The organism is Methylovorus sp. MM2 (genome assembly GCF_001648895.1).
Taxonomy (GTDB): domain Bacteria; phylum Pseudomonadota; class Gammaproteobacteria; order Burkholderiales; family Methylophilaceae; genus MM1.
In genome coordinates this window covers 1,265,961-1,289,447 of sequence record NZ_LXUF01000001.1, presented here as the reverse complement: position 1 = coordinate 1,289,447, position 23,487 = coordinate 1,265,961, and the positions used below count along the sequence as shown (strand labels likewise).

Here is a 23,487-nt window from a genome sequence, read left to right as displayed (position 1 = left end):
CCGTATTGGCTAACTATCTCGATCATGAGATTTGGTAAACTTGCCATCATGCTTTTTCCGTAGGTTTTGATGCTACGGATTGATAAGGCTTCCAACGCCGTAGCATCAGTGCATTAGTCACGACACTGACAGAGCTTAATGCCATAGCAGCGCCCGCAATCACTGGGCTTAACAAACCCATTGCTGCTAAGGGAATGCCAATTAGATTATAAAGAAATGCCCAAAATAGATTCTGCTGAATCTTGTTGTAGGTTCTGCGTGAAATATCGATTGCGTCAGCAACAAGAGATGGATCTGAGCGCATAAGTGTCGCAGCAGCCGTATGCATGGCGACATCAGTACCAGATGACATAGCGAAACTAACATCGGCAGAGGCTAAGGCTGGTGCATCATTGATGCCATCACCTACCATGGCGACCAACTGGCCACCACTTTTCAGGGTGGCAATAGTCTGGGCTTTATTCTCAGGCGTTTGCTCAGCGAATACCTGATCAATTCCCAAACTGGTCTTTACGCGCTCCGCACTATTTGGATTATCACCTGTAATCAATACCACTTTAATGCCGAGCGCATGCAAGCGACTAACCGCCGTTATTGCACTAGGTTTTAGTGCATCCCCAAATGCAAGTAGGCCTAATAGCTTTTTGGAACCCCCCACCTCTTCTGCAAGCCAGGAAACTGTTCTCCCTGCCTGCTGAAGCGTTTTGGCATTGTGTTCTAGGCTATCAAGCGATAATCCCAGTGTTTGCATCCAGCGACCATTGCCAAAATACAGGATGCGGTCATCAAGCATGGCACGCACCCCATTTCCTGCTACAGCGCTTACATCGCTAGCCGTTGTATAAGTGATTTCATGTGTTTTTATATACTGCATAACAGCTGCAGCCAGAGGATGTGCACTCCCCTGCTCAACAGATGCCACTAGGCTAACTAGCTCCGCATCTGACATGCCATTCGTTTTGATATCAGTCACCAGCGGCTTGCCCTCTGTAAGTGTGCCTGTCTTATCAAAAGCAACATAATGAATGCGGTGCGCCAGCTCAAGCACATCGGCATTCTTGATCAATATGCCGTGCCTTGCAGCAACGCCAGTGCCTGCCATGATTGCGGTAGGCGTTGCCAAGCCTAATGCACATGGGCAAGCGATTACTAATACGGAGACTGCGTTAATAATGGCTTGCCCCCAATCACCATTGATAACGACCCACGTAATGAATGTAATCAATGCTATCGCAAGCACAACCGGCACAAATACCGCACTTATCTTGTCTACTAGGCGTTGTATCTCAGGCTTGCTGATCTGTGCCTGCTCTACGAGCCTAACGATGCGTGATAGGGTTGTTTCAACACCGATGGCGGTTGTTTCAACCAGCAGCAAGCCATCTTGATTGATGGCGCCACCGATCACCTTGCCGCCTACGGTTTTTTTTACAGGATCACTCTCACCAGTGAGTAGCGATTCATCAATATAGCTTTGCCCTTCTTTGATGATGCCATCTACGGGTATGCGCTCGCCGGGCCGAATAACGACAATATCCCCCATATTTACGTTAGCGATCTGCACTTCGTTGTCCACACCATTTTTACGAATAATTGCAGTCTCTGGCCTTAAAGATTGCAGCGCACGAATAGCCTCTGTGGTTTGAGTTTTAGCACGACGCTCAAGCCACTTACCCAGCAACACCAAGGTAATAACTGCGGCCGATGCTTCAAAGTAGAGGTGATGGCTATGTTGCGTCAACAAATATACCGAGAGACCAAAGGCCGCTGAGGTGCCGATCGATACAAGCAGATCCATATTGCCTGAAAGGTTGATCGCGGCTTTCCACCCCGCCTTGTAGAAGCGTGCGCCAAGCCAAAATTGTACGGGCGTGGCCAATAACAGTTGCCATTCGCCGGATAAAGCCCAATGTGAATTGAATACCATACCAAACAGCATGGGCAAAAATAGCGGCGCAGTTAAAGCTGCGGCTACGATGACCTTCCATCCTTGGGTATCCGCAACGACCGTAGCTTGTCTCATCTCAGGTTCGATTAAGCTTGCTTCATACCCTGCATCGGCAACTGCTTTTTGTAGTAACTCACTGGATGTTGGGGTTGATAGCACAACATGCGCTCGCTCAGTAGCAAGATTGACACTTGCCGAACTCACATTTGGTACTTTTGAGAGTGCTTTTTCAACTCGCATCACACACGAGGCGCAAGTCATACCAACGATAGCAAAGTCAAACTCGGTTGCGTTTTTAAGTACAGCGGAATTCATATCATCCTTTTTACCAACTCCCATAGCCCATTCACCCTTAAGCAAGATCCAGTATTTCAATATTAAGCATTACAAGTTCAGGCAAAGCGAGATGTTGACCTTACCACCATGGGAAGCTTGAGACTATACTAAGACAACTAAAGGAGATTAAAGATGCTAAGTTTTATAGTGAATGACATGACATGTGGGCATTGCGCAAAAGCCATTACCCAGTCCGTTCAGGCGGTAGACCCAACGGCTACGCTAGATATAGATACCCAGAGCAAGCTGGTGAAGGTAACAAGCAGTCAAAATCAGGAAGTTATCAAGAAAGCGATTAGTGATGCGGGTTACCATCCTGTCGCTGCCTAAAATACCTACGATATAAGATTAATATTGTGCATTATTTGTTTGTTTACAAATGAAAAAAGCCGAAACATGGTGAGTTTCGGCTTTTTCGCTTTAAAGATTTAAGCAGCTTTGTTAGCTAGCTTTTTGGGTATCAAATGAGTGGATTGACTCCGCTTTTTCATAACTGATACTGGATTTCTCTAAACCTTCAAATGAAGCTTTCAGTAGCCTTTTGTCATTTGCATAAGTAGAAGTAGAAAAACCGTTTGGTGCACCAGTTAATAATCTTTTAGCATTTACATAGTCTGTCTTTGGAAAGTTCATGGTGATTCTCCTAAAAAATATAAACAACCAATATAAATAGATTACCTTGGTAACCATATTATTACTCTTTTTTACATTTTGTTGTAGGATATTTACACATTTCCTTGTAGGACAAACTAGTTATCTATCAAATCATCGTTTTCAACGTGCTTACGATTGGTAGTTTACGAATACGTTTTCCTGTCGCTGCATATACCGCATTGGCTACAGCAGGCATTAAAGCTGATGTTCCTGGCTCACCCAAACCGCCCGGGCTTTCAGTACTTGGCACAACATACACCTCCACCTTGGGCGCTTCATTCATCCGCACGACACGATAGTTATGGAAGTTACTTTGATTGGCTCGGCCATTATTGAACGTGATTTCACCCCATAAAGCTGCACTTGCACCAAAGATAATACCGCCTTCCATCTGCGCCTGTACCGTATCAGGGTTGACGACAATGCCGCAATCAACGGCACAGACAACGCGATTGATGGTGACTTCGTTATCTGCCGATACCGTGACCTCAGCCACCTGTGCGATATAGCTACCAAAAGCGAATAATACCGAGACGCCGCGCCCAACCTTAGCGCCCTTTACAGCAGGTAAAGGAGTGCCCCAACCGGCTTTTTCTGCAGCAAGCTCAAGTACAGCCTTGGCACGTGGTGATTCGTTAAGCAATGCGCGCCTGTATTCAACGGGGTCTTTTTTTGCTGCAACAGAAAGTTCATCCATAAAACTTTCGGTGACAAAGCAATTTCTGGTTGGGCCTACACCACGCCAGAAAGCCGTTACAAAAGGCGGCTCATGGCGAATGTACTCAACTAGAACATTAGGCGTTGAATAAGGCAGGTTTACCGCACCTTCGATCGCATCAGGATCGATGCCATCCTTGAAATATGCGGGGAAGAACCGCGCCATGATAGAAGAACCAGTGATTCGGTGGCTCCAAGCGATAGGCTTGCCATGCTCATCAAGCGATGCAGAGATACGATCATAGTAATAAGGCCGGTACATATCATGTTGAATGTCTTCCTCACGGCTCCACACTACCTTGATTGGACTATCCACCTGTTTTGCGATCTCAACTGCTTGCGCAATGAAATCCACCTCTAACCTGCGCCCAAATCCGCCCCCTAACAAATGGTTGTGGATTTTCACTTTCTCAGGTGGCAGTCCAGTAAGCTTTGCAACTGCTCCTTGGGCGATCGTCGGCACTTGTGTACCTACCCAGATATCGCAACTATCAGCTTGCAGATGCACGGTACAATTCATTGGCTCCATGGTGGCATGGGCAAGAAAAGGCTGCTCGTAGATCGCTTCGATCTTTCTACCTGATCCAGCCATCACCTCACCAGGTTCACCTACTTTCTTTGCAACAGCAGCTTTGCCTTTTGATGCCTCAGCAATATCTTTTGCGAGAGACTCACTAGTGAATGACGCATTCTCACCGTCATCCCATTGAATATCGAGTGCAGCAAGCCCTTGTTTTGCAGCCCACATATGGTCAGCAATAACAGCCACCGCATTATCGATCAGCACGATCTGGCGCACACCTTTGACTTCTTTAGCCTTTTCATCAGACACTTTAACGATCTTGCCGCCAAATACGGGGCTGGCGCTGACGGTTGCGATCTTCATATCAGGCACTTGAACATCAATACCAAATTGCGCTGTACCATTTACCTTGCTAGGTGAATCAAGCCGATGAATAGGTTTGCCTATCACTTTAAAATCTTTAGGGTCTTTCAGCACCACTACTTCTGGCACTGGCAAACGGGCTGCTTCGTTGACCAAATCACCATAACTTAAGCGCCGATCTGTCGGTATATGGATCACCTCGCCATTTTCAGCACGGCATGTTTTAGGGTCTACCTTCCACTCAAGTGCAGCGGCAGATATCAGCATGATGCGTGCTGTGGCACCTGCCTCACGGAGCGGTTTCCATGCGCCTCTCACAGAAGTAGAGCCGCCAGTAAGTTGCCCCCCGAGCAATGGGTCGGCGTAGGCTTTTTCATTCGGCTCTGCGTGCTCTAAGCGTACCTTGGATACATCAATTTCGAGTTCTTCGGCAATCAGCATGGGCATTGAGGTGTATGTACCCTGCCCCATCTCCACTTTGTGAGCAACCAAGGTTACCAAGCCATCTTCATCGATATGAATAAAAGCATTAGGGGTAAAACTGGATTTTTCTCCAAATTTTGAGCAGCCAGCGCCGAGAAAGCTGAATTCCAGCATTAATCCCGCGCCAAGGAGCGATGACAACTTGAGGAAATCTCGACGATTCACATTGCCTTGAACACGTTCTGGTGGTGTTGAGGTAACGCCTGAATGGCTTTCGATAACTTTATCCATGAATTTCATATTTAAACTCCTTCGCTCACATGCTCACCCATACCCGCAGCCTGCTTGATCGCTGAACGTATACGCACATAGGTTCCACAACGGCAGATATTGCCAGACATCGCTGCATCAATATCCTGATCTGATGGCTTAGGATTTTCTTTAAGCAGTGCAACAGCGGACATGATCTGCCCTGACTGGCAATAACCACATTGCACGACTTCAGATGCTATCCATGCATCCTGCACACGCTTGCCAATCTCAGTATCGCCAATGGCCTCTATGGTCGTGATTGCTTTGTCTGCCGCAACAGATACTGGCGTGACGCATGAGCGTATCGGCTTTCCTTCAAGGTGCACTGTACATGCGCCGCAAAGCGACATACCGCAACCAAATTTGGTACCAGTCATACCGATAATGTCGCGAATCGCCCATAAGATCGGCGTATCATCAGTCACATCCAGAGCGTGATCTTTACCATTTACGTTTAAGGTAACCATTTTGATCCTTTATTTATTCAAGGTTGATTGTAAGTAATCTAAATCCGAGGGTGTATCAATGTCGGCACATATGCCGGTATCAGTAACGTCAATTCTTTTAATAAATGATGCATTTTGTTCAAGCAAATGTTTTGCCCCTGTATCTTGGTCCAACATAAGAAGCTGAGGCTTATATAGGCTGCTAAGCCCTATCGGGTGGCCTCGTCTACCTTCGCAAAATGGCACGACAATGGCATTGCCTTCTATCAAGCCATCCCTCACTTTGGATATGACGCTTGATGGTATTTGAGGCATATCACCCAACCCAATCACCCATCCTTCGGCATTCACAGTATGTTGTATTCCACAAGCAAGACTTAAGCCCATCCCTTTGTCTGCGTCAGGGCACTCTACCCATTGAATATCGGCATATCGATCCAGCACATATTTCATGCTGCGCTTTATTGCATCATCACCTGCTTGAGTAACGACAGTAAGCCGCTCAAAGACTTCAAGCCACGGTTGTAGGCTAAAAGCGAGCAAAGGAAGCTCACGATCCCCTTGCTTTAAAGTTGCCAGCATTTTATTTGAACCAAAACGACGCCCACTGCCCGCTGCAAGGATGACTGCAGCAATCTGCGTCATATAGCCCTGCTTTTAGTCAAAAACCGATCAAGCAAGTACGTGACTTTCTTTGCTAGGCTTTGTGTTTGCAGAGATCATTTGATTCTTAACAGAAATGATATGTGCCAAGATCGCTACGGCTATTTCAGGCGGTGTACGGCTATGTATATTAAGCCCGACGGGGCCATGCAGTCGCGCTATCTCATCTGGCGCCAGATCGAATAGAGCAAGCCTATCGCGCCTCTTTTCATTATTTAATTTGGATCCCAGTGCGCCGACATAAAAGGCTGGCGATTTAAGGGCTTCAAGTAGCGCCATGTCATCAAGCTTGGGATCATGCGTAAGCGCAATAATCGCCGTACGACTATCCACATCCATCTCCAGCACGACATCGTCTGGCATACCACTCAGTACGGTTGTGCCAGACACATCCCACACAGTCCTAAATTCTTCACGCGGGTCACATATGAATATCTCATAATCGAGCGCCTGAGCCATTTGTGCCAGATAGGTAGAGGTTTGCCCTGCCCCTATGATTAAAAGTCGCCAGCGCGGGCCGTGTACGGTGACGAGGGTCTCGCCATCGAACGACAACACCTCATCTGGCAATGCTTGCGATAATTGAATGTTGAGGTCTGATAATCTCAGGGAGCGTGAGACTAAACGATGCTCACCGATCAGTTTTAAAATCTCATCGAGCCAAGTGGCATCTTTAATCGGCTCAATCACGACACTTAGCGTTCCGCCACAAGGCAAACCGAAAGCAAGCGCCTCTTCACGCGTGACGCCATAGGTAAGTTGAGTCGCATGGTGTATTGAAAGTTGCTGAGTGCGTGCCTTATCAATGAGGTCGTCTTCGATACAACCACCAGATACCGACCCTACCGATAGCCCGTCACTACGCAATACCAACATAGCACCTACTGGCCGGGGGCTAGAGCCGAATGTCTCAACCACTGTAATCAGCCAAGTGGGAAAATCACCATTTGCCCATTCTTTGGCTGCTTTTAGTACCGAAAAGTCTACGCTATCCAAAGTTTATCCTTTGAGAGTGACCTACACGCTACGATTTATCAGAGAGTTGCCATATCAATCACAAAACGATAACGCACATCGCTCTTCAACATACGATCAAAAGCCTCGTTCACATCTTTCATCGCTATGGTCTCGATTTCGGAGGTGATATTATGCTCGGCGCAGAAATCCAGCATCTCTTGCGTCTCTTTCACGCCGCCAATCAAAGATCCAGCAAGCGAACGGCGCTTGAAGATCAGGTTAGCAATATTGGGCGATGGATGCGGGCTATCTGGCACGCCAACAAGACACATGGTGCCATCACGTTTTAGCAATGTCATATATTGATCAAGGTCATGCGGAGCTGCAACAGTATTCAAGATGAAATCAAAACTCAATGTATGCTGGGCCATTTCATCTGGATTCTTTGAGATAACAACCTCATCAGCACCTAGGCGTTTGGCATCCTCCGCTTTGCCGGCAGAGGTCGTAAACAATACGACATGTGCGCCAAATGCATGGGCAAACTTAACGCCCATGTGACCCAAGCCACCCAGCCCTACTACACCCACCTTATCGCCTTTTTTAACATTCCAATGACGCAATGGCCCGTAAGTGGTAATCCCCGCGCAAAGTAACGGAGCTGTTGCCGCAAGATCAAGCTTATCTGAGATATGCAGAACAAAACGTTGATCAACCACAACGTTGTTGGCGTAACCGCCATAAGTCATTTTACCTGTATGTTTATCCGGGCTGTTGTAGGTGAATACCATGCTGTTACAGAACTGCTCCTGATGATCTTGGCAGTCAGGGCAAACGCCGCATGAATCGACCATACAGCCAACACCGGCAAGATCACCTACTTTAAAATCTTTAACCTCACTGCCAACCTTTATCACCTTACCCACAATCTCATGCCCTGGCACAACAGGATATGTAGTCGCTGCCCATTCATCTCTGGCTTGATGCAAGTCAGTGTGACAAATGCCGCAATACAATATTTCGATTTGCACATCGGTAGCACCTGGTTCGCGACGTTCAAAATCGAAAGGTGCTAACGGAGTTTTAGGGGTAAGTGCTGCGTAGCCTCTGGTCTTAATCATGCAGTTTCCTTTTGAGAAAGCGTTTTTATGAATTTTCCCTAGTATGGATAATTTACATTAATCCATAAATAGAAATGTTATGATTTTAGAATTCCAAAATATGGAACTATTAAACATTCGTAAACTTGTAGGCGCATATGCTCAATAAACTCGAAATGATCAAAATCTTCTGCGTAGCTGCCGAGGCCTCCAGCTTTAAGGAGGCAGCGATTCGCATTGGCGTTTCTCCTCAAGCTGTCACTCGCGCGATACAAGACTTGGAGCTAGCGCTAGGCGAGCTGTTGTTTCACCGAAATACAAGGCAAATACGCATTACAGAGTTTGGTGAAAAGCTTGTAGAGCAAGCCAAATACGCGATTAATAGCGTTGAAGATATATTCCAGCGTCTTGACCAGCAGGTTAATGAGGATATTAGCGGCACAGTGCGCATTACCGCCCCAATTAATATCGGACGGCGCTTTATGCTGCCTGCGCTCAAGCCTGTAATAGAAAAATACCCACAGATCAAACTTGATTTCCGTTTAGCAGATACGATCACCGATGTTGTCGATGAAAAAATCGACATCGGTGTTCGTGTTGGAGTATTGCGAGATAGTAGTTTTGTAGCAAAATCCACAGCAAAAGTGCTTTTAAATGTCGTAGCCACGCCTGAGTTTATCAAAAAGAATGGTACGCCAAAAAATATCCATGAGCTTGCAGAAATGCCAACCATCGCGCTATTGGATGCAAGCTCAGGTAGGCCTTGGTCCTGGCATTTCTCTCAAGGCCAGCAATTCATACCGCGTTCTCCGGTATTTATGACCAACGATTCAGAGACCGAGATAGAGGCCGCGCTGGCGGGTATTGGGTATGCACAACTGCCTAGCTGTTCCGCATTACCTTTCATTCGCTCAGGTCGCTTGACCTCGGTGTTAGTAGAGTACCAACCTGACCCATGGTATTTATATGTGTATAGGCCACAACGCGGGCCAGTGGCTGCCCGCATCAGGCTGGTATTCGATCATTTGGTTGATGCCTTCTCAAACCAGGAGATATTCCCAGCGCCAACATAAAACAGGGATGGCGCAGAACTACGCCACCTGTCCAGCAATTACTTTTTGTTAAAAAATGCGATATTCATGCAACGGTCATTCACAAAAGTGAGCTCTGTCATTTTGTATAACTTCTTAGGCGCGTATTCCACTTTATTGCTGTAGTACCACATCTCAACATTCACAGGCTTAGAGCTGTCTACAGGACGGCCAATCACACCTTCGGCATTCGAAGGGCGAACTGATTGCTCTTTCTTCGCTGGAGCGCCTAGCTTTTCCATCACTACCTTGCGGGATTTTCCACTAAATGCAGATAAGAATTCAGTCTCAGTGAATGATTTTTTTATCGGCTCGGCAGCAAAAACAGAGAATGACGTGACCAGCGTAGCAAGCATGACAACGATCGATATTCTTTTAGTCAAAAGCATCTTTATTTCCTAATTCAGGTTAAGTGGCGCGATTATCGCATTTTTAGCTTATGCCTGCTGAGAGGCTAATAAGCCAATTTAAAAATCCAGTTTCATTCCGTCAAACCCTACATGCACATGCTGGGGTAATTTTTCAGTGAGCGCATCATATTCCATTTCATGCGTCATATGAATGAGATATGTATTTTGGGCATTGATAAGACTCGCATAGGCAAGACTTTGTTCCAGATTGATATGCGTATAGTGCGGTGTATAGCGTAAACAATCCAACAGCAGGATATCAAGCCCTTGCAATAGCTCAAATGAGCTTTCAGGTATCTCGGAGACATCGGTGAGATAAGCCATATTGCCAATACGGTAGCCAAATATATCGAGGCGACCGTGCTTCACTGGAATAGGTGTCACAGTCATGCCAAATAGCTCGAATGATTGCTCTATCGCATTCACACTTAAAACAGGCAGATCCCAGTAATCACTCGGCTCACGTAAGGTATAGCCGAATTTTGCTGCGATATGATCCATCGCATCCTGTTTACCGTATAGGGGAATCTGGTGTTTTTGCAGTTGGCAGAAAGCACGCAGATCATCAATGCCATGCAGGTGATCCGCATGGGTATGCGTATATAGAATGGCATCTACACGCTTCATCCCCTCACGCAATGCCTGGCTACGCAGATCAGGTCCCGTATCGATGAGAATGACCTCACCAGACGCCAAGGTAATAGCGCTAGAGCAACGTGTTCTTTTATTCTTTGGATGATTAGAAGTGCATGTAGCACACTGGCATCCGATGACTGGAGTACCAGCGCTGGAGCCGACCCCCAATACGGTCAGTTGCATAATGCCGGTTTGGCCTGTTTAAAAAGCCGGAAGAAATTCTCGGTGGTTGCTTTGGCAACCTCTTCCACAGGGATGTTACGTAACCTTGCTATTTCTTCTGCCACGTATTTCACATAGGCTGGCTGGTTGGTTTTTCCGCGAAAAGGCATGGGGGCAAGGTATGGTGAATCTGTTTCGACCAGCATACGATCTAATGGCACATGCTGTGCTACTTCTTTTAACGAAGTAGCATTCTTGAACGTCACAATACCCGAAAAGGAGATATAAAATCCTAGCTCGATCGCCTGTAGTGCGATATCCAGACTTTCTGTAAAACAATGCATCACGCCGCCGATAAGCTGTGCATTCTCTTCACGCATGATACGGATCGTGTCATCGGCCGAAGCACGCGTATGGATAATCAATGGTTTTTGTGTCTGGATCGCAGCGCGGATATGTGTGCGAAAACGCTCTCGCTGCCACTCTAGATCCCCTGTCAGTCTAAAATAATCAAGCCCTGTCTCGCCAATGGCCACGACTTTTGGATGATTCGCCAGCGATACCAACTGCTCGACTGTGGTGACGCCTTCACCCTCATAGTCTGGGTGCACGCCAACTGACGCATACATATTCTCATTGGCCTCAGCAACGGCCAGCACTTGCGGAAAATCCTTTAATGTCACAGACACACACAATGCATGCCCCACGCCATTATCCAACATGGATTGGCGCACTGCGTCCATATTATTGGCTAACTCAGGAAAATTAAGATGACAGTGTGAATCGACCAGCATTTAGCTACTCTAGAATTTGGAAAAAGAGATAATACTTTTACAACTACATCGTATGGGTTGGGCGGGTGGACTTAAGGGCGCTGCCAAGTAATGCCTCTATCTTATTGCGCGCTTCGACACCACCATCCTTGTCGCTGAATTGCACACCGATACCTTGTGGGCGGCCACCTTGCGCAATCGGGGTTACCCAAATCACATGCCCCACCACTTTAAGCTTCAATGGATCATCAACCAGTGTGAGAAGCATAAAGACCTCATCACCGATCTTATAGACTCGATTCGTTGGAATAAACAAGCCACCGCCTTTGACAAAAGGCATATAAGCTGCATATAACGCGGCTTTTTCTTTAATAGCGAGAGATAATACGCCGGGCTTTGGTGCGCTATTTCCTGCAGCGGCAATTTGTTCAGGAGAAGGTGCTGGTGTGCTCAAGCTCGAACATTCCTTGAAAATAATTGTATATATTGAAGCAAGAGGCTTTCTAGCTGCAACTCATTATTAAGCGGATGATTAGCTGATTTTCTGGCTTCATCCAGCTTTCTCTGAAAATCCAACAACATGGCTAAGTCTACGCTTTTAGCCAACGCTTGCAAAGAAGTAGCTAAATGGCTGTGATAACGGATTTTTTCAGCCAGCCTGCATGCCACCAAATCATATATCCACTTTTGCATCGTGTTTACGGCGACATCCATACCGAGCGATACACACAAAGGTGCTAAAGCAAACGGATCAAGCTTCGCACCACGGGCAAGCATCTGCCAGATATCCGTTAATTTATTACTGCTCTCCCCATCACCCAAAACCAGCAATGGAGAGCCGCCCGCATAGTCCAGTCGCTTTTTAGCCTCTTTAATACCTTTCTCGGCTAGCCAGTCTAATGCAGCCTGCTCATCAGGCACAGGCATATCGATCTTCTGGCAACGACTCATAATAGTAGGCAAAAGTCTTTGCGGCTGATGCGTCACAAGAATGAATATCACGCCTTGCGGCGGTTCTTCAAGCACTTTGAGCAATGCATTAGCTGAAGCCTGATTCAACCCTTCAGCAGGGTTGACGAGGATAATGCGGCGCCCACTATTGCGATGGCTGGATAACTCAAGAAAAGTGCCCAGCTCACGCACTTGGGCAATCGAGATTTGTGTCTTCTTGCTAGTTTTTGCTGGCACTGGCGCATCATCTTCCCCCGATGTAGCATCTTGCTCGGGGCTTAGCAATCGATAATCAGGGTGATTGTTCTGGCTGAACCAGTTGCAGCTCGCACATTGGTTGCAGGCATGACCAGAGTCTTTGGGGGTCTCACAAAGCAGTGCTCGCGTTAAAGCGATTGCGAAATCCAGCTTTCCTATGCCCGGCTTACCCCGGAGCAGCAATGCATGAGGTAGGCGATCGCGGGCAGTATACAAGCGCTTCCATATATCAGCCTGCCATGGATAGATTTCTTCACTCATATGGAGGCAACAATTTCTTCTACTGATTGCCTGACAGCATCAATATCACGGTTTGCATCAATCACACGGAATCTTTCAGGGCAATCAGCGGCACGGCGCAAATAAGCATTGCGGATTCTATTGAAGAAATCTGCAGTTTCCCTTTCAAACTTATCTGGCGCCCTAGCGCTGGCTAAACGCTGAATACTAACTTCGACTGGCACATCAAAAAGCAAAGTGACATCAGGCTGTAAGCCGCCTTGCACCCATGATTCCAAATCCAGCATTTTTTCAAAAGAGATGCCTCGTCCACCACATTGGTAGGCAAAGCTTGCATCCGCAAAGCGGTCTGTGACCACATAAGCCCCACGTACCAATGCCGGCTCGATGACTTGGGCAATATGCTCACGCCTTGCGGCAAACATCAGCAATGCCTCTGTTTCTGGATGCATATCTTGCTGTAGCAGTAATTCACGCAGTTGCTCCCCCAGCAATGTGCCACCTGGTTCGCGGGTGGACACGACTTCGGCACCACGTAGTTTAAGCGCATTCAATATTGTAGGGATATGGGTGCTTTTACCCGCACCATCCATCCCCTCTAAACTGATGAATTTACCACACATCATCTAGCCTTCGCATTAGGTCTGATCTGGTACTGCACCACTGCACGATTGTGTTCAGCCAAGGTGGCTGAGAATACATGGCTGCCATCCCCTCGCCCGACAAAATATAATGCATTCGTATTCGCAGGATGCAATGCTGCCTCTATCGCACCATGCCCTGGCATTGCGATAGGTGTAGGCGGCAAACCGGTACGTGTATAGGTATTATAAGGCGTGTCAGCAAGCAGGTCTTTTTTACGTATATTGCCGTCGAAACTATCCCCCATGCCATAAATGACGGATGGATCTGTTTGCAAACGCATACCTAATTTTAATCTGTGCAAGAATACCCCGGCAATCAGCGGCCTTTCGCTTGCTTTGCCTGTTTCTTTCTCAACGATAGAAGCCATGATAAGGGCTTGGTAAGGTGATGTATACGGCAAGCTCTTATCGCGCCCTTCCCAAGCCGTCAGGAGTTTGGTTTGCATAGCTTGATATGCACGCTTCAGGATATCCTTATCACTAGAGTTACGGCTAAAGTAATAAGTATCTGGAAAGAACAGACCTTCCGCATAGGCTTCATCTGCCCCAAGCTCTTCTAGAATCTGCTGATCCGTATATGCCATCGACATATGCTTCACATCATTATTGTTGTTCAGTGCAGTACGCATCTGGGCAAATGTCCAGCCCTCGATAAAAGTGATACTGGATTGGGACGTATTGCCATTGGTTAAGATAACGAAAAGATCATAAGGTGTAATACCAGTCTCAATCAGGTAATTGCCCGCCTTTACGTCTCCAGCCCGGCCAAATGCCCGCACCAGCAGCACAAAACTCCATGGCTCTTTCAACACATTTTGGTCAGCTAACTGCTGGCCTACGCTTCTAAGGCTGCTGCCAGCCTTTAAATCAAACTCTTCAGCATCTGTTTGCAAACTAATGGGCGTGGTTGCAAAGTAGATCATCCAAACAACAAGCAATATCGATGAAAATACTGCAAGAAAAAGTAGTCGATTAATTAAGCGCATCTGTTACCTGTAAAAATTGACGTAATTGGTTAGCTAAGTATTGCTTGGGCCAAATATGATGATTTAACTCCCTTACTTGCCATGTACCATAAAGACTGTTACATGTGATGATTTCGTCCGCCTGCATCAGTTCTGAGAGTGCTATATCTGCAATCTTAACTTCAAATCCCAAGCTAGATGCTTGGTCGATGATACGCTGTCTGGTCACGCCAGCTACACCGCACTGGCTCAAATCAGGCGTCACTAACAGCTGATCATAACGGGCAAATAGATTACTGGCGGTGGTTTCGATGACTAACCCTTTTATATCGAGCATCAGCCCATCAGCGATGGTTGCATCCTGCCACTCCGTACGCGCCAATACGTTCTCAAGCCTATTCAGATGCTTGATTCCAGCAAGCAATGGCTGGTGCGATAACTTCAAATCGCATAAATGTAGTTTAACGCCCTCACTTATGTAGCTTGCAGGATACGCAGGCATAGTTGAACGCATGACAATGCGACTGGGTTGAGCTAATGGGGGCAAGGCATACCCACGAATACTCTCACCGCGGGTAATGATGATTTTTACAACGGCATCCTCTTTTTTGCTAAAGAGTTTATCAATATCGCCCATTAATTGATCACCACTTGGACAGACAATACCCAATGCATTGCAATCATCTACAAGTTTTTTATAGTGCAGATCCCAAACACAAGGAATACCTTTTCTGACCAACATCGTCCGAAATACGCCATCCCCGTACGCTAAGCCGCGATCCAAAGGAGATAAGGCAGCATCACGCTTGCCATTTATCAATACATCTTGTGCACTTGAAGTAGCCATGGATATATTCTACCAACGATCCTTAAGTATTTTGTCAGCATGCAAAAATACACATTTTTCCACTCCACAGAAGCTGTGGATAGTTTTGTGGAAAAGCATCGAATAGAGAGGCTAACCCTCGATTCTGATTAGCTTTTTTGATTAATGGTTACAAATTGAGCAAATTTAAAAATCTTTAATATTCAATAAGTTAGATAATTTCTTAAATGCAATGCTCTCTAATTGCTCACAATTTCGTAACATGCAACATAACTGTGCATAAAAAAGCCCTGATTATTTATTTCAGGGCTTTAATTTAAAGAATTCAAAAGAGCAACTAACTGTATGACTGGGCTTATATTTTTTTAAATACCAAGCTTCCGTTAGTTCCGCCGAATCCAAAATTATTTTTAAGTGCGATATCTATCTTCATATCACGCGCTACATTCGCGCAGTAATCAAGATCACATTCAGGATCTTGATTAAAGATATTAATCGTTGGTGGAGAAATCTGATTGTAGATTGAAAGCACTGTAAATACAGACTCTAAACCACCTGCCCCACCTAATAAATGTCCTGTCATCGACTTGGTCGAGTTCACTACCAATTTCTTTGCGTGATCCCCAAATGCTGCCTTAATTGCACCAGTCTCATTCGCATCGCCAAGCGGCGTAGATGTACCATGCGCATTCACGAACTGCACCTGATCAGGAGTAACGCCTGCATTATTCAGTGCATTACGCATTGAACGGCGTGGACCATCCATATTAGGCGCAGTCATGTGGTAGGCATCAGCACTCATACCATAACCGATCAATTCAGCATATATCTTGGCACCACGCTTTTTAGCTGACTCATACTCTTCAAGCACCATGACGCCAGCGCCCTCACCGATGACAAAGCCATCACGGTCTTTATCCCAAGGTCGACTGGCGGTTGCAGGATCATCATTGCGTGTCGATAATGCACGAGCAGCAGCAAAACCACCTACACCCAACTGGGTAATAGCAGCTTCAGCACCACCGGCGACCATCACATCAGCATCGCCATACTCGATCATCCGGGCAGCATCCCCAATAGAGTGCGTGCCGGTAGTACAAGCAGTCACAATTGCGATATTGGGACCTTTAAATCCATACATGATCGAGAGATTGCCTGAGATCATGTTAATGATCGTGCCGGGAATAAAGAACGGACCTATTTTACGTGGGCCAGATTCTTGATAAACGGCATCAGTTTCTTCGATGAGTTGTAGCCCACCGATACCTGAGCCAATAGAAACCCCGATACGCTCGGCGTTTTCTTCTGTCACTTCGATGCCGGAATCTCTGACGGCCTCAATCCCGGCAGCCATACCGTACTGTATGAATGTATCCATACGGCGGGCTTCTTTTGCTGGCAGGAATTGAGATACGTCGAAACCTTTAACTTCTCCCGCGATTTGCGAGGCGAAATTAGTAGGATCGAATTTGGTGATTCTGGTGATGCCGGATTTTCCGGCGATCAGATCAGACCAAGACGCTTGAACACCAATACCAACTGGTGACACAACGCCTAGGCCTGTCACTACGACTCTGCGTTTTTGCATGCTTTTTAGTTAAATGCCTGACCTGATCGCCCATAGTAAGGCAATCAGTACCAAGCATTTAAATCTGATAAGTAAAAAGGAGTATTACTTGAGGTTTGCGGTGACGTAGTCAATCGCTTGTTGAACTGTGGTGATTTTTTCAGCTTCGTCGTCTGGAATCTCACAGTCAAACTCTTCTTCAAGGGCCATCACTAACTCTACGGTATCGAGCGAATCGGCACCCAAGTCATCAACAAATGAAGATTCATTCTTTACATCAGCTTCATTTGCACCCAGCTGTTCGGTTACGATCTTTTTAACGCGTTGTTCGATGTCAGACATCTAAATTCCCTTTCAAGTTATGTAGCTTACAAAAGCTCAGGCTATTCTAACAAAAGTCCTGAGGATTTCAAAAAACTGATTAACGTTTTTATGTAAATGGCATTAGGCCATGTACATAGCACCGTTAACATGGATAGTCTCGCCGCTGATGTAACCCGCTGATGGAGAAGCCAAAAACACTACAGCAGCAGCAATATCTTCAACCTGACCTAAACGACCAAGCGGTATACGTTTTAATAGTTCTTCACGGTGCGCTTCTGGCAATTCACGTGTCATATCCGTATCAATAAAACCAGGCGCCACACAGTTTACAGTAATGCCACGGCTACCCAACTCTGCCGCTAATGATTTGGTGAAGCCTGTCATGCCTGCTTTTGTAGCCGCATAGTTAGTCTGTCCGGCATTGCCCATATGCCCGACTACGGAAGAAATATTGATAATACGTCCAGCCTTTGCTTTCATCATTGGGCGTATCACAGCTTGCGACATACGGTAAACAGATGTCAGGTTGGTCGAGATCACAGCATCCCAATCATCATCCTTCATGCGCATCAACAAGCCATCACGTGTGATGCCAGCATTATTGACTAAAATACTCACATCGCCGAACTGCTCAGCAATCGACTTAAGCGTAGCTTCGACCTGAGCAGCATCATTGACATCGAGCATCATGCCAATTCCATTCACACCGGCTAATGCCTCTGAAATCTTTGCAGCGCCTGCATCTGTTGTAGCGGTGCCGATCACCTTAGCGCCTTGTTTTGCAAGCTCTAATGCGATTGAAGCGCCTATCCCACGACTCGCGCCAGTTACTAATGCGATTTGTCCCTGTAGCATTTGATCCTCTTTTAATTGAACTGTGTTTTGGCTTCAACCAAAGCTTCTTGGTTAATCAAAGCGATACACGATAATTCTGCGACCGTGCGCTTAGTGAGTCCGGCCAAGACTTTGCCGGGTCCGCATTCAGCACTTGCGGTTATTCCTTGCGCATAGACAGCCTGCACTGTCTCTACCCAGCGCACAGGGTTATATAGCTGACGCACTAAGGCATCTTTTATTTTTTCAGGCTCACTGTAGGATGCAACGTCTGCATTATGCAGCACAGGTATTTTGCCTGCGCTAAAAGCAACATCCTTAAGGTAAAGACTTAATGCATCTGCAGCGGGCTTCATCAATGCACAATGAGATGGCACACTGACAGGAAGCGGCAATGCACGCTTAGCACCCTTAGCCTTGGCTAGCTCCATGCCGCGCTCTACAGCGGCCTTATGCCCAGCAATCACCACTTGACCTGGCGAGTTAAGATTGACAGCCTCAAGTACTTCACCTTGTGCGGCTTCCGCGCATACGGCACGCACGACATCATCATCCAAACCTAGTATCGCAGCCATTGCACCAACACCTTCAGCCACGGCATTTTGCATGACTTCGGCTCTATATTTAACCAAAGGCAATGCATCTTTAAATTCGACGATGCCAGCTGCTACAAGCGCTGTGTACTCGCCTAGGCTATGGCCAGCTAGGATGTTTGGCATAGCACCGCCCTGCGCTTGCCATGCGCGCCAAGTAGCAATGCCAGCCGTTAACATCAAAGGCTGCGTATTGGTTGTCTGATTAAGTGCTTCGTTAGGTTCTGTCGCCATGTGCCAAAAATCTGCACCTAATACATCAGAAGCCTCAACAAATGTATCGCGAATGACGGCAAGATCACCAAAACCTTGCATCATACCGACTGATTGCGAACCTTGACCGGGAAAGAAAAAAGCAAATTTCATTAATATCTCTTTATTAGCTTAAGTTGACTTAATATTTCATGAGCACGGAGCCCCAGGTGAAACCACCACCGAAAGCTTCCATCAATATCATCTCGTCACGCTTGATACGACCATCTCTAACTGCGACATCTAAAGCCAATGGGATAGATGCTGCAGAAGTATTGCCATGACGGTCCACTGTCACGACAACCTTATCCATCGTCATTCCCAATTTTTTGGCAGTTGACTGCAAAATACGAATATTAGCTTGATGTGGAACGAGCCAATCTATATCTGATTTCTCAAGATTATTAGCTTCCAAGGTCTCATCCACGATTGCATCAAGCGTGTTGACTGCCACCTTAAAGACCGGATTGCCTTCCATATGAATAGTCTTGCTGCCCTCACGTTTTGATACGCCTGAAGGCACTTCTAATAGCTTGCTATAGCTACCATCTGCATGTAAATGGGTAGAAAGAATGCCAGCAGTTTCATCGCGCTTGAGGATCACGGCACCAGCACCATCGCCCCAAAGAATACAATTACTGCGGTCTGTCCAGTCAGTAATGCGAGACATGGTTTCTGCACCTACGACCAGCGCACAATTGGCTGCACCAGTCTTAATGAATTTATCGGCTGTAGCCAAAGCGTAGACAAAACCGCTACACACAGCCTGAATATCAAATGCAGGAAATTTTGCAATGCCCAGTTTTTCTTGCAGCAAACAAGCCGTGCTTGGGAAAACACGATCAGGTGTTGTCGTCGCCACAATAATCAGATCGATCTCTTGCGCGTCAATACCCGCAGCCTCAATTGCCTTCAATGATGCTTGCAAAGCCAAATCGCTCGTAAATTCACCATCAGCTGCGATATGACGTTCGCGGATACCTGTGCGCGTGACAATCCACTCATCCGTGGTATCGACCATAGACTCGAGTTCGGCGTTAGTCAGAATGCGCTCTGGCAAATAGCTGCCTGTGCCTGCAATACGTGAATATGTCATGCTAAAACCTTTGCGGCAGCATCAGGCTCTTGAATGGCTGCTGCCTTTGTATTGATGTGCTCTATCTCAAGCTGCTCTGTGATACGGCGTAAAACGCCACTACGCGACTCTTCAACCGCAGTATGTATGGCATGCAGAAACGAAAAGCTATCAGCACCACCATGGCTTTTCACCACGATGCCGCGCAATCCTAAAAAGCTTGCGCCATTGTAACGACGTGGATCAAGACGCTTCTTAAACGCCTTGAGCACTGGCATAGCGGCAAGCGCCATGAGTTTTGTGAATATATTACGTTTGAACTCTTGACTGATAAAGCCACCCATCATCTGCGCAAGTCCCTCAGATGCCTTTAGTGTGACATTGCCAACGAAACCATCACAGACCACAAGATCTGTTGTGCCTTTATAGATGTCATTGCCTTCAACGTTACCGTAGAAGTTAAGATGGCTCGCACGCAACAACTCTCCGGCCTGCTTCACCACTTCGTTGCCTTTTATGTCTTCAGAGCCAATATTCAGCAAACCCACACTTGGGCGCTCCTTATGCTCAACACATGACACCAACATGGCACCCATGATGGCAAACTGAAGCAAGTGCTCTGCGGTACAGTCGGCATTTGCTCCTAAATCCAGCATATACGTCATGCCTTTTTTGTTAGGCAGCATACCGGCGATGGCAGGCCGATCAATTCCTGGAAGCGTCTTCAGCACATAACGTGCAGTAGCCATTAATGCGCCAGTATTGCCAGCGCTAACACAGGCATTGGCCTCACCACTTTTAACCAGATTGATCGCGACGCGCATAGAAGAATCTTTTTTATTCTTTAAGGCGCTCTGTGGAGACTCGTCCATGGTGACGACTTCGGTCGCGTGATGGATACGCAAACGCGGCCCCACGCTAGCCTTATGTGCAGCAAGCTCTGCTTGGATAACTTCGGAAAGACCGACTAGGATAATATTGATATCCTCATCCTGCTTTAACGCCTGCAATGCAGCGGGCACAGTAACATGAGGGCCATGGTCACCGCCCATGGCATCAATTGCAACGGTTATATCTACGCTCAAGGTTTGCTCAATATTCCGGTACTAGATAAACAAAGCGCCGAATCAAATGAAATGATTCGGCGCAATATGCAAAACAATCTGATTTACTCGCCTTTTGAAGGCAATACCTTACGACCACGATAAAAACCGCTTGGGCTAACGTGGTGACGCAAATGTGTCTCACCAGTTGTTGGCTCAATGGCCAATGGTGGGTTTGTTAAAAAATCGTGTGAACGATGCATACCACGCTTAGATGGCGACTTCTTGTTTTGTTGAACGGCCATGATTACTCCTTAAATATCTGTTAATTTTGGTTCTTGCCAGTCTTAAGACCCTGCAGCACCGCAAATGGACTTGGTTTCTTTAACGCATTCACCTTATCGCTTGCACTACAATCTTCATCATCGTGCTTGGGAGCCAGTGGTAACGCCAATAAAATCTCGTCTTCAATTAATTCATTCACTTGCATTTGCGTATCCGCAAGCAGGTAATCTTCATCACCAGAATCATCATCTTCTGATGGGATGTCGCTTTCATTCATCACCAAAATAAACTTGGAGTAAATATCCAAGTTAAATTCAAAAGGCTCTAAACAGCGCTGACATATCAACTCTAGGCTACCTTGAACCTGCAATTGCAGAGTCATCTTGCCGCCAGAGTCAACACTACCTAGCAAGTGCCAATTCAATGCACCTTTATCCGACGCTATCGCATCATGTAGGCGCAAAAATTGCGAAACCGCGATTGTATCATGGAATTCAAGCGCTTTTCGCGCAAATTCAATGTTATTGATAATCATGCTACCTATACCTATCAAGTTAACGGCTTAACCAGAGCCAGTATTGCTTACAAGCAAGCCGCAAAGTCACTTAAGCAAGGTTATTAGATAGTGCAGCTACAAGGCGCGCATGATATAATCACATCGTTCCCGTGTCAAAATCAGGTCTATAGCGTGATCAAGAAAATTCTAGTTGCAAATCGCGGCGAGATCGCCGTGCGTATAGTTCGCGCTTGTTCCGAGATGGGCATTAAGTCTGTTGCCATATACTCAGATGCCGACCGCCATGCGCTGCATGTTAAGAAAGCAGACGAAGCTTATAACATAGGCTCTGATCCTGTGGTTGGCTATTTGAATGCCCATAACATCGTCAATCTGGCTGTGGCTTCAGGCTGTGATGCACTTCACCCGGGATATGGATTCCTTTCTGAAAATCCTGAGCTTGCTGAAATCTGCGCCCGGCGCGGCATCAAGTTCATCGGCCCTTCAGCAAAAGTCATTCGCCAAATGGGCGATAAGATTCAAGCACGCAATGCCATGATTGGCGCTGGCATTCCCTGTGTGCCTGGCAGTGAGGGCAATCTCAAAGATTTAGCCGAGGCGCAGGCGCTTGCCAAGAAAATTGGCTACCCCGTCATGTTGAAGGCCACCAATGGTGGTGGCGGACGTGGCATTCGTCGCTGCAATGATGAAAAAGAGCTTCTTGGAAATTATGACCGTGTAATTTCAGAGGCCAGCAAAGCATTCGGAAAACCCGAAGTATTCCTTGAAAAATGCGTGGTTAACCCTCGCCATATAGAAGTGCAGATCCTCGGCGATAGCCATGGCAACGTCATTCATTTATTTGAGCGCGACTGTTCGATCCAGCGCCGTAATCAAAAATTGATTGAAATAGCGCCTTCACCACAATTAAGCAATGCCCAGCGTGACTATATTGGCAGCTTGGCAGTTAAAGCGGCAAAAGCCGTCGGTTATGAGAATGCGGGCACGGTTGAATTCCTTTTAGATTCTGACAACAGCTTCTACTTTATGGAGATGAATACGCGTCTTCAGGTAGAACACACCGTCACAGAAACGATTACGGGTATTGATATCGTTCAGGAGCAGATTCGCGTAGCGGATAATCTTGAACTTCAGTACAAGCAAAAAGATGTGCATTTCCGTGGCTTTGCCATGGAGTTCCGCATCAACGCTGAAGACCCCAAAAATGATTTTCTGCCAAGCTTCGGCAAGATCACACGCTATTACGCGCCAGGTGGCCCTGGTGTGCGTATGGATGCGGCGATGTATAGTGGCTATATCATCCCCCCTTACTATGACTCGATGTGCGCGAAACTTACAGTATGGGCATTGAATTGGGATGGCGTGATTGAACGAGGTCGCCGCGCATTGAACGACATGGTCGTCTATGGTGTAAAAACCACCATCCCTTACTATCAGGAAATCTTGAAACATCCTGATTTCAGGGGCGCGAAGTTCGATACCAGCTTTGTAGAGGCACACCCCGAGCTGATCAACTATGAAACAGACTTCCCCCGCGAATTGATCGCTGCGGCAATATCTGCAGCGATTGCCGCGCACGAAGGCATTTGATTTTTGAAT

26 protein-coding genes are annotated in these 23,487 nt (G+C 46.7%); 3 read left to right on the top strand and 23 right to left on the bottom strand.

The genetic code is table 11. The annotated features are described in order from the left end of the window. Window positions 1–46: 46 nt before the first annotated feature. Entirely contained in the window at window positions 47–2,287 is a 2,241-nt protein-coding gene (locus tag A7981_RS06200; protein ID WP_254258509.1) for a cation-translocating P-type ATPase, read from the bottom strand. 129 nt (window positions 2,288–2,416) lie between these two features. Between A7981_RS06200 and A7981_RS06195 the strand changes: the two genes are divergently transcribed. After that, complete coding sequence (locus tag A7981_RS06195) at window positions 2,417–2,614, top strand: heavy-metal-associated domain-containing protein (RefSeq protein ID WP_067265502.1); 198 nt, start codon at window positions 2,417–2,419, stop codon at window positions 2,612–2,614. Window positions 2,615–2,725: 111 nt separating this feature from the next. On the opposite strand, the gene A7981_RS06190 is transcribed toward A7981_RS06195, so the two are convergent. From A7981_RS06190 to A7981_RS06165, 6 genes are all read right to left on the bottom strand, one after another. After that, on the bottom strand, window positions 2,726–2,917 hold the full coding sequence (locus A7981_RS06190) for a hypothetical protein (protein WP_067265498.1): 192 nt from the start codon (window positions 2,915–2,917) through the stop codon (window positions 2,726–2,728). 127 nt (window positions 2,918–3,044) lie between these two features. Beyond that, window positions 3,045–5,255, bottom strand: coding sequence for a xanthine dehydrogenase family protein molybdopterin-binding subunit (locus A7981_RS06185; RefSeq protein WP_067266626.1), 2,211 nt, complete (start codon window positions 5,253–5,255; stop codon window positions 3,045–3,047). Between the two features lie 11 nt (window positions 5,256–5,266). Further along, entirely contained in the window at window positions 5,267–5,743 is a 477-nt protein-coding gene (locus A7981_RS06180) for a (2Fe-2S)-binding protein (protein ID WP_067265493.1), read from the bottom strand. A gap of 9 nt (window positions 5,744–5,752) precedes the next feature. Further along, window positions 5,753–6,367 carry an NTP transferase domain-containing protein gene (locus tag A7981_RS06175; protein ID WP_067265490.1) on the bottom strand — a complete coding sequence of 205 codons (615 nt, stop codon included), beginning with the start codon at window positions 6,365–6,367 and terminating at the stop codon, window positions 5,753–5,755. 27 nt (window positions 6,368–6,394) lie between these two features. After that, a complete protein-coding gene (locus A7981_RS06170; RefSeq protein WP_067265486.1) occupies window positions 6,395–7,381 on the bottom strand; it encodes an XdhC family protein in 987 nt (328 codons plus the stop codon). A gap of 38 nt (window positions 7,382–7,419) precedes the next feature. Continuing rightward, window positions 7,420–8,463 carry an NAD(P)-dependent alcohol dehydrogenase gene (locus A7981_RS06165; RefSeq protein ID WP_067265483.1) on the bottom strand — a complete coding sequence of 348 codons (1,044 nt, stop codon included), beginning with the start codon at window positions 8,461–8,463 and terminating at the stop codon, window positions 7,420–7,422. A gap of 137 nt (window positions 8,464–8,600) precedes the next feature. On the opposite strand from A7981_RS06165, the gene A7981_RS06160 reads away from it, so the two are divergent. Beyond that, on the top strand, window positions 8,601–9,515 hold the full coding sequence (locus tag A7981_RS06160) for a LysR family transcriptional regulator (RefSeq protein ID WP_067265478.1): 915 nt from the start codon (window positions 8,601–8,603) through the stop codon (window positions 9,513–9,515). Window positions 9,516–9,553: 38 nt separating this feature from the next. On the opposite strand, the gene A7981_RS06155 is transcribed toward A7981_RS06160, so the two are convergent. From A7981_RS06155 to A7981_RS06080, 16 genes are all read right to left on the bottom strand, one after another. Next, window positions 9,554–9,922, bottom strand: coding sequence for a hypothetical protein (locus A7981_RS06155; RefSeq protein ID WP_067265476.1), 369 nt, complete (start codon window positions 9,920–9,922; stop codon window positions 9,554–9,556). A 78-nt stretch (window positions 9,923–10,000) separates the two neighbouring features. Beyond that, window positions 10,001–10,762, bottom strand: coding sequence for an MBL fold metallo-hydrolase (locus tag A7981_RS06150; RefSeq protein WP_067265473.1), 762 nt, complete (start codon window positions 10,760–10,762; stop codon window positions 10,001–10,003). Then, window positions 10,753–11,535 carry a TatD family hydrolase gene (locus A7981_RS06145; protein ID WP_067265470.1) on the bottom strand — a complete coding sequence of 261 codons (783 nt, stop codon included), beginning with the start codon at window positions 11,533–11,535 and terminating at the stop codon, window positions 10,753–10,755. Before A7981_RS06145 ends, A7981_RS06150 begins: the two co-directional genes overlap by 10 nt. Window positions 11,536–11,578: 43 nt before the next feature. Further along, window positions 11,579–11,968, bottom strand: a complete 390-nt coding sequence (locus A7981_RS06140) for a PilZ domain-containing protein (protein WP_067265466.1) — start codon at window positions 11,966–11,968, stop codon at window positions 11,579–11,581. Then, the gene (holB, locus tag A7981_RS06135; protein ID WP_067265463.1) at window positions 11,965–12,984 is read right to left on the bottom strand and encodes a DNA polymerase III subunit delta'; all 1,020 of its coding nucleotides are present in this window, start codon (window positions 12,982–12,984) and stop codon (window positions 11,965–11,967) included. The genes A7981_RS06140 and holB overlap by 4 nt, the downstream gene beginning before the upstream one ends. Further along, window positions 12,981–13,586: a dTMP kinase gene (tmk, locus tag A7981_RS06130; RefSeq protein WP_082889220.1), complete on the bottom strand. Its 606-nt coding sequence runs from the start codon at window positions 13,584–13,586 to the stop codon at window positions 12,981–12,983. The genes holB and tmk overlap by 4 nt, the downstream gene beginning before the upstream one ends. After that, on the bottom strand, window positions 13,586–14,593 hold the full coding sequence (gene mltG / locus A7981_RS06125) for an endolytic transglycosylase MltG (RefSeq protein WP_067265457.1): 1,008 nt from the start codon (window positions 14,591–14,593) through the stop codon (window positions 13,586–13,588). The genes tmk and mltG overlap by 1 nt, the downstream gene beginning before the upstream one ends. Further along, the gene (gene pabC / locus A7981_RS06120; RefSeq protein WP_067265453.1) at window positions 14,580–15,419 is read right to left on the bottom strand and encodes an aminodeoxychorismate lyase; all 840 of its coding nucleotides are present in this window, start codon (window positions 15,417–15,419) and stop codon (window positions 14,580–14,582) included. Before pabC ends, mltG begins: the two co-directional genes overlap by 14 nt. A 334-nt stretch (window positions 15,420–15,753) precedes the next feature. After that, window positions 15,754–16,986 carry a beta-ketoacyl-ACP synthase II gene (gene fabF, locus A7981_RS06115; protein ID WP_067265449.1) on the bottom strand — a complete coding sequence of 411 codons (1,233 nt, stop codon included), beginning with the start codon at window positions 16,984–16,986 and terminating at the stop codon, window positions 15,754–15,756. Window positions 16,987–17,070: 84 nt separating this feature from the next. Continuing rightward, window positions 17,071–17,307, bottom strand: a complete 237-nt coding sequence (gene acpP, locus A7981_RS06110) for an acyl carrier protein (RefSeq protein WP_067265446.1) — start codon at window positions 17,305–17,307, stop codon at window positions 17,071–17,073. 102 nt (window positions 17,308–17,409) lie between these two features. Continuing rightward, on the bottom strand, window positions 17,410–18,144 hold the full coding sequence (gene fabG, locus A7981_RS06105) for a 3-oxoacyl-ACP reductase FabG (protein WP_067265443.1): 735 nt from the start codon (window positions 18,142–18,144) through the stop codon (window positions 17,410–17,412). An 11-nt stretch (window positions 18,145–18,155) separates the two neighbouring features. After that, a complete protein-coding gene (fabD, locus tag A7981_RS06100) occupies window positions 18,156–19,082 on the bottom strand; it encodes an ACP S-malonyltransferase (protein WP_067265440.1) in 927 nt (308 codons plus the stop codon). A 28-nt stretch (window positions 19,083–19,110) separates the two neighbouring features. Then, window positions 19,111–20,064 carry a beta-ketoacyl-ACP synthase III gene (locus A7981_RS06095; RefSeq protein WP_067265437.1) on the bottom strand — a complete coding sequence of 318 codons (954 nt, stop codon included), beginning with the start codon at window positions 20,062–20,064 and terminating at the stop codon, window positions 19,111–19,113. Then, window positions 20,061–21,128 carry a phosphate acyltransferase PlsX gene (gene plsX / locus A7981_RS06090; RefSeq protein WP_256365546.1) on the bottom strand — a complete coding sequence of 356 codons (1,068 nt, stop codon included), beginning with the start codon at window positions 21,126–21,128 and terminating at the stop codon, window positions 20,061–20,063. Before plsX ends, A7981_RS06095 begins: the two co-directional genes overlap by 4 nt. Window positions 21,129–21,211: 83 nt before the next feature. Then, entirely contained in the window at window positions 21,212–21,391 is a 180-nt protein-coding gene (rpmF, locus tag A7981_RS06085; protein WP_067265432.1) for a 50S ribosomal protein L32, read from the bottom strand. 20 nt (window positions 21,392–21,411) lie between these two features. Next, complete coding sequence (locus A7981_RS06080; protein WP_067265430.1) at window positions 21,412–21,906, bottom strand: DUF177 domain-containing protein; 495 nt, start codon at window positions 21,904–21,906, stop codon at window positions 21,412–21,414. A gap of 153 nt (window positions 21,907–22,059) precedes the next feature. Here A7981_RS06080 and A7981_RS06075 point away from each other — a divergent pair, with 153 nt between their 5' ends. After that, a complete protein-coding gene (locus tag A7981_RS06075) occupies window positions 22,060–23,478 on the top strand; it encodes an acetyl-CoA carboxylase biotin carboxylase subunit (RefSeq protein WP_067266624.1) in 1,419 nt (472 codons plus the stop codon). Window positions 23,479–23,487: the final 9 nt, after the last annotated feature.

Bases quoted from the DNA above. Each gene is read 5' to 3' on its own strand.
- A7981_RS06200 (WP_254258509.1), bottom strand. From the start codon at position 2,287: ATGGGAGTTGGTAAAAAGGATGATATGAATTCCGCTGTACTTAAAAAC.
- A7981_RS06195 (WP_067265502.1), top strand. From the start codon at position 2,417: ATGCTAAGTTTTATAGTGAATGACATGACATGTGGGCATTGCGCAAAA.
- A7981_RS06190 (WP_067265498.1), bottom strand. From the start codon at position 2,917: ATGAACTTTCCAAAGACAGACTATGTAAATGCTAAAAGATTATTAACT.
- A7981_RS06185 (WP_067266626.1), bottom strand. From the start codon at position 5,255: ATGGATAAAGTTATCGAAAGCCATTCAGGCGTTACCTCAACACCACCA.
- A7981_RS06180 (WP_067265493.1), bottom strand. From the start codon at position 5,743: ATGGTTACCTTAAACGTAAATGGTAAAGATCACGCTCTGGATGTGACT.
- A7981_RS06175 (WP_067265490.1), bottom strand. From the start codon at position 6,367: ATGACGCAGATTGCTGCAGTCATCCTTGCAGCGGGCAGTGGGCGTCGT.
- A7981_RS06165 (WP_067265483.1), bottom strand. From the start codon at position 8,463: ATGATTAAGACCAGAGGCTACGCAGCACTTACCCCTAAAACTCCGTTA.
- A7981_RS06160 (WP_067265478.1), top strand. From the start codon at position 8,601: ATGCTCAATAAACTCGAAATGATCAAAATCTTCTGCGTAGCTGCCGAG.
- A7981_RS06155 (WP_067265476.1), bottom strand. From the start codon at position 9,922: ATGCTTTTGACTAAAAGAATATCGATCGTTGTCATGCTTGCTACGCTG.
- A7981_RS06150 (WP_067265473.1), bottom strand. From the start codon at position 10,762: ATGCAACTGACCGTATTGGGGGTCGGCTCCAGCGCTGGTACTCCAGTC.
- A7981_RS06145 (WP_067265470.1), bottom strand. From the start codon at position 11,535: ATGCTGGTCGATTCACACTGTCATCTTAATTTTCCTGAGTTAGCCAAT.
- holB (WP_067265463.1), bottom strand. From the start codon at position 12,984: ATGAGTGAAGAAATCTATCCATGGCAGGCTGATATATGGAAGCGCTTG.
- tmk (WP_082889220.1), bottom strand. From the start codon at position 13,586: ATGTGTGGTAAATTCATCAGTTTAGAGGGGATGGATGGTGCGGGTAAA.
- mltG (WP_067265457.1), bottom strand. From the start codon at position 14,593: ATGCGCTTAATTAATCGACTACTTTTTCTTGCAGTATTTTCATCGATA.
- pabC (WP_067265453.1), bottom strand. From the start codon at position 15,419: ATGGCTACTTCAAGTGCACAAGATGTATTGATAAATGGCAAGCGTGAT.
- fabF (WP_067265449.1), bottom strand. From the start codon at position 16,986: ATGCAAAAACGCAGAGTCGTAGTGACAGGCCTAGGCGTTGTGTCACCA.
- acpP (WP_067265446.1), bottom strand. From the start codon at position 17,307: ATGTCTGACATCGAACAACGCGTTAAAAAGATCGTAACCGAACAGCTG.
- fabG (WP_067265443.1), bottom strand. From the start codon at position 18,144: ATGCTACAGGGACAAATCGCATTAGTAACTGGCGCGAGTCGTGGGATA.
- fabD (WP_067265440.1), bottom strand. From the start codon at position 19,082: ATGAAATTTGCTTTTTTCTTTCCCGGTCAAGGTTCGCAATCAGTCGGT.
- A7981_RS06095 (WP_067265437.1), bottom strand. From the start codon at position 20,064: ATGACATATTCACGTATTGCAGGCACAGGCAGCTATTTGCCAGAGCGC.
- rpmF (WP_067265432.1), bottom strand. From the start codon at position 21,391: ATGGCCGTTCAACAAAACAAGAAGTCGCCATCTAAGCGTGGTATGCAT.
- A7981_RS06080 (WP_067265430.1), bottom strand. From the start codon at position 21,906: ATGATTATCAATAACATTGAATTTGCGCGAAAAGCGCTTGAATTCCAT.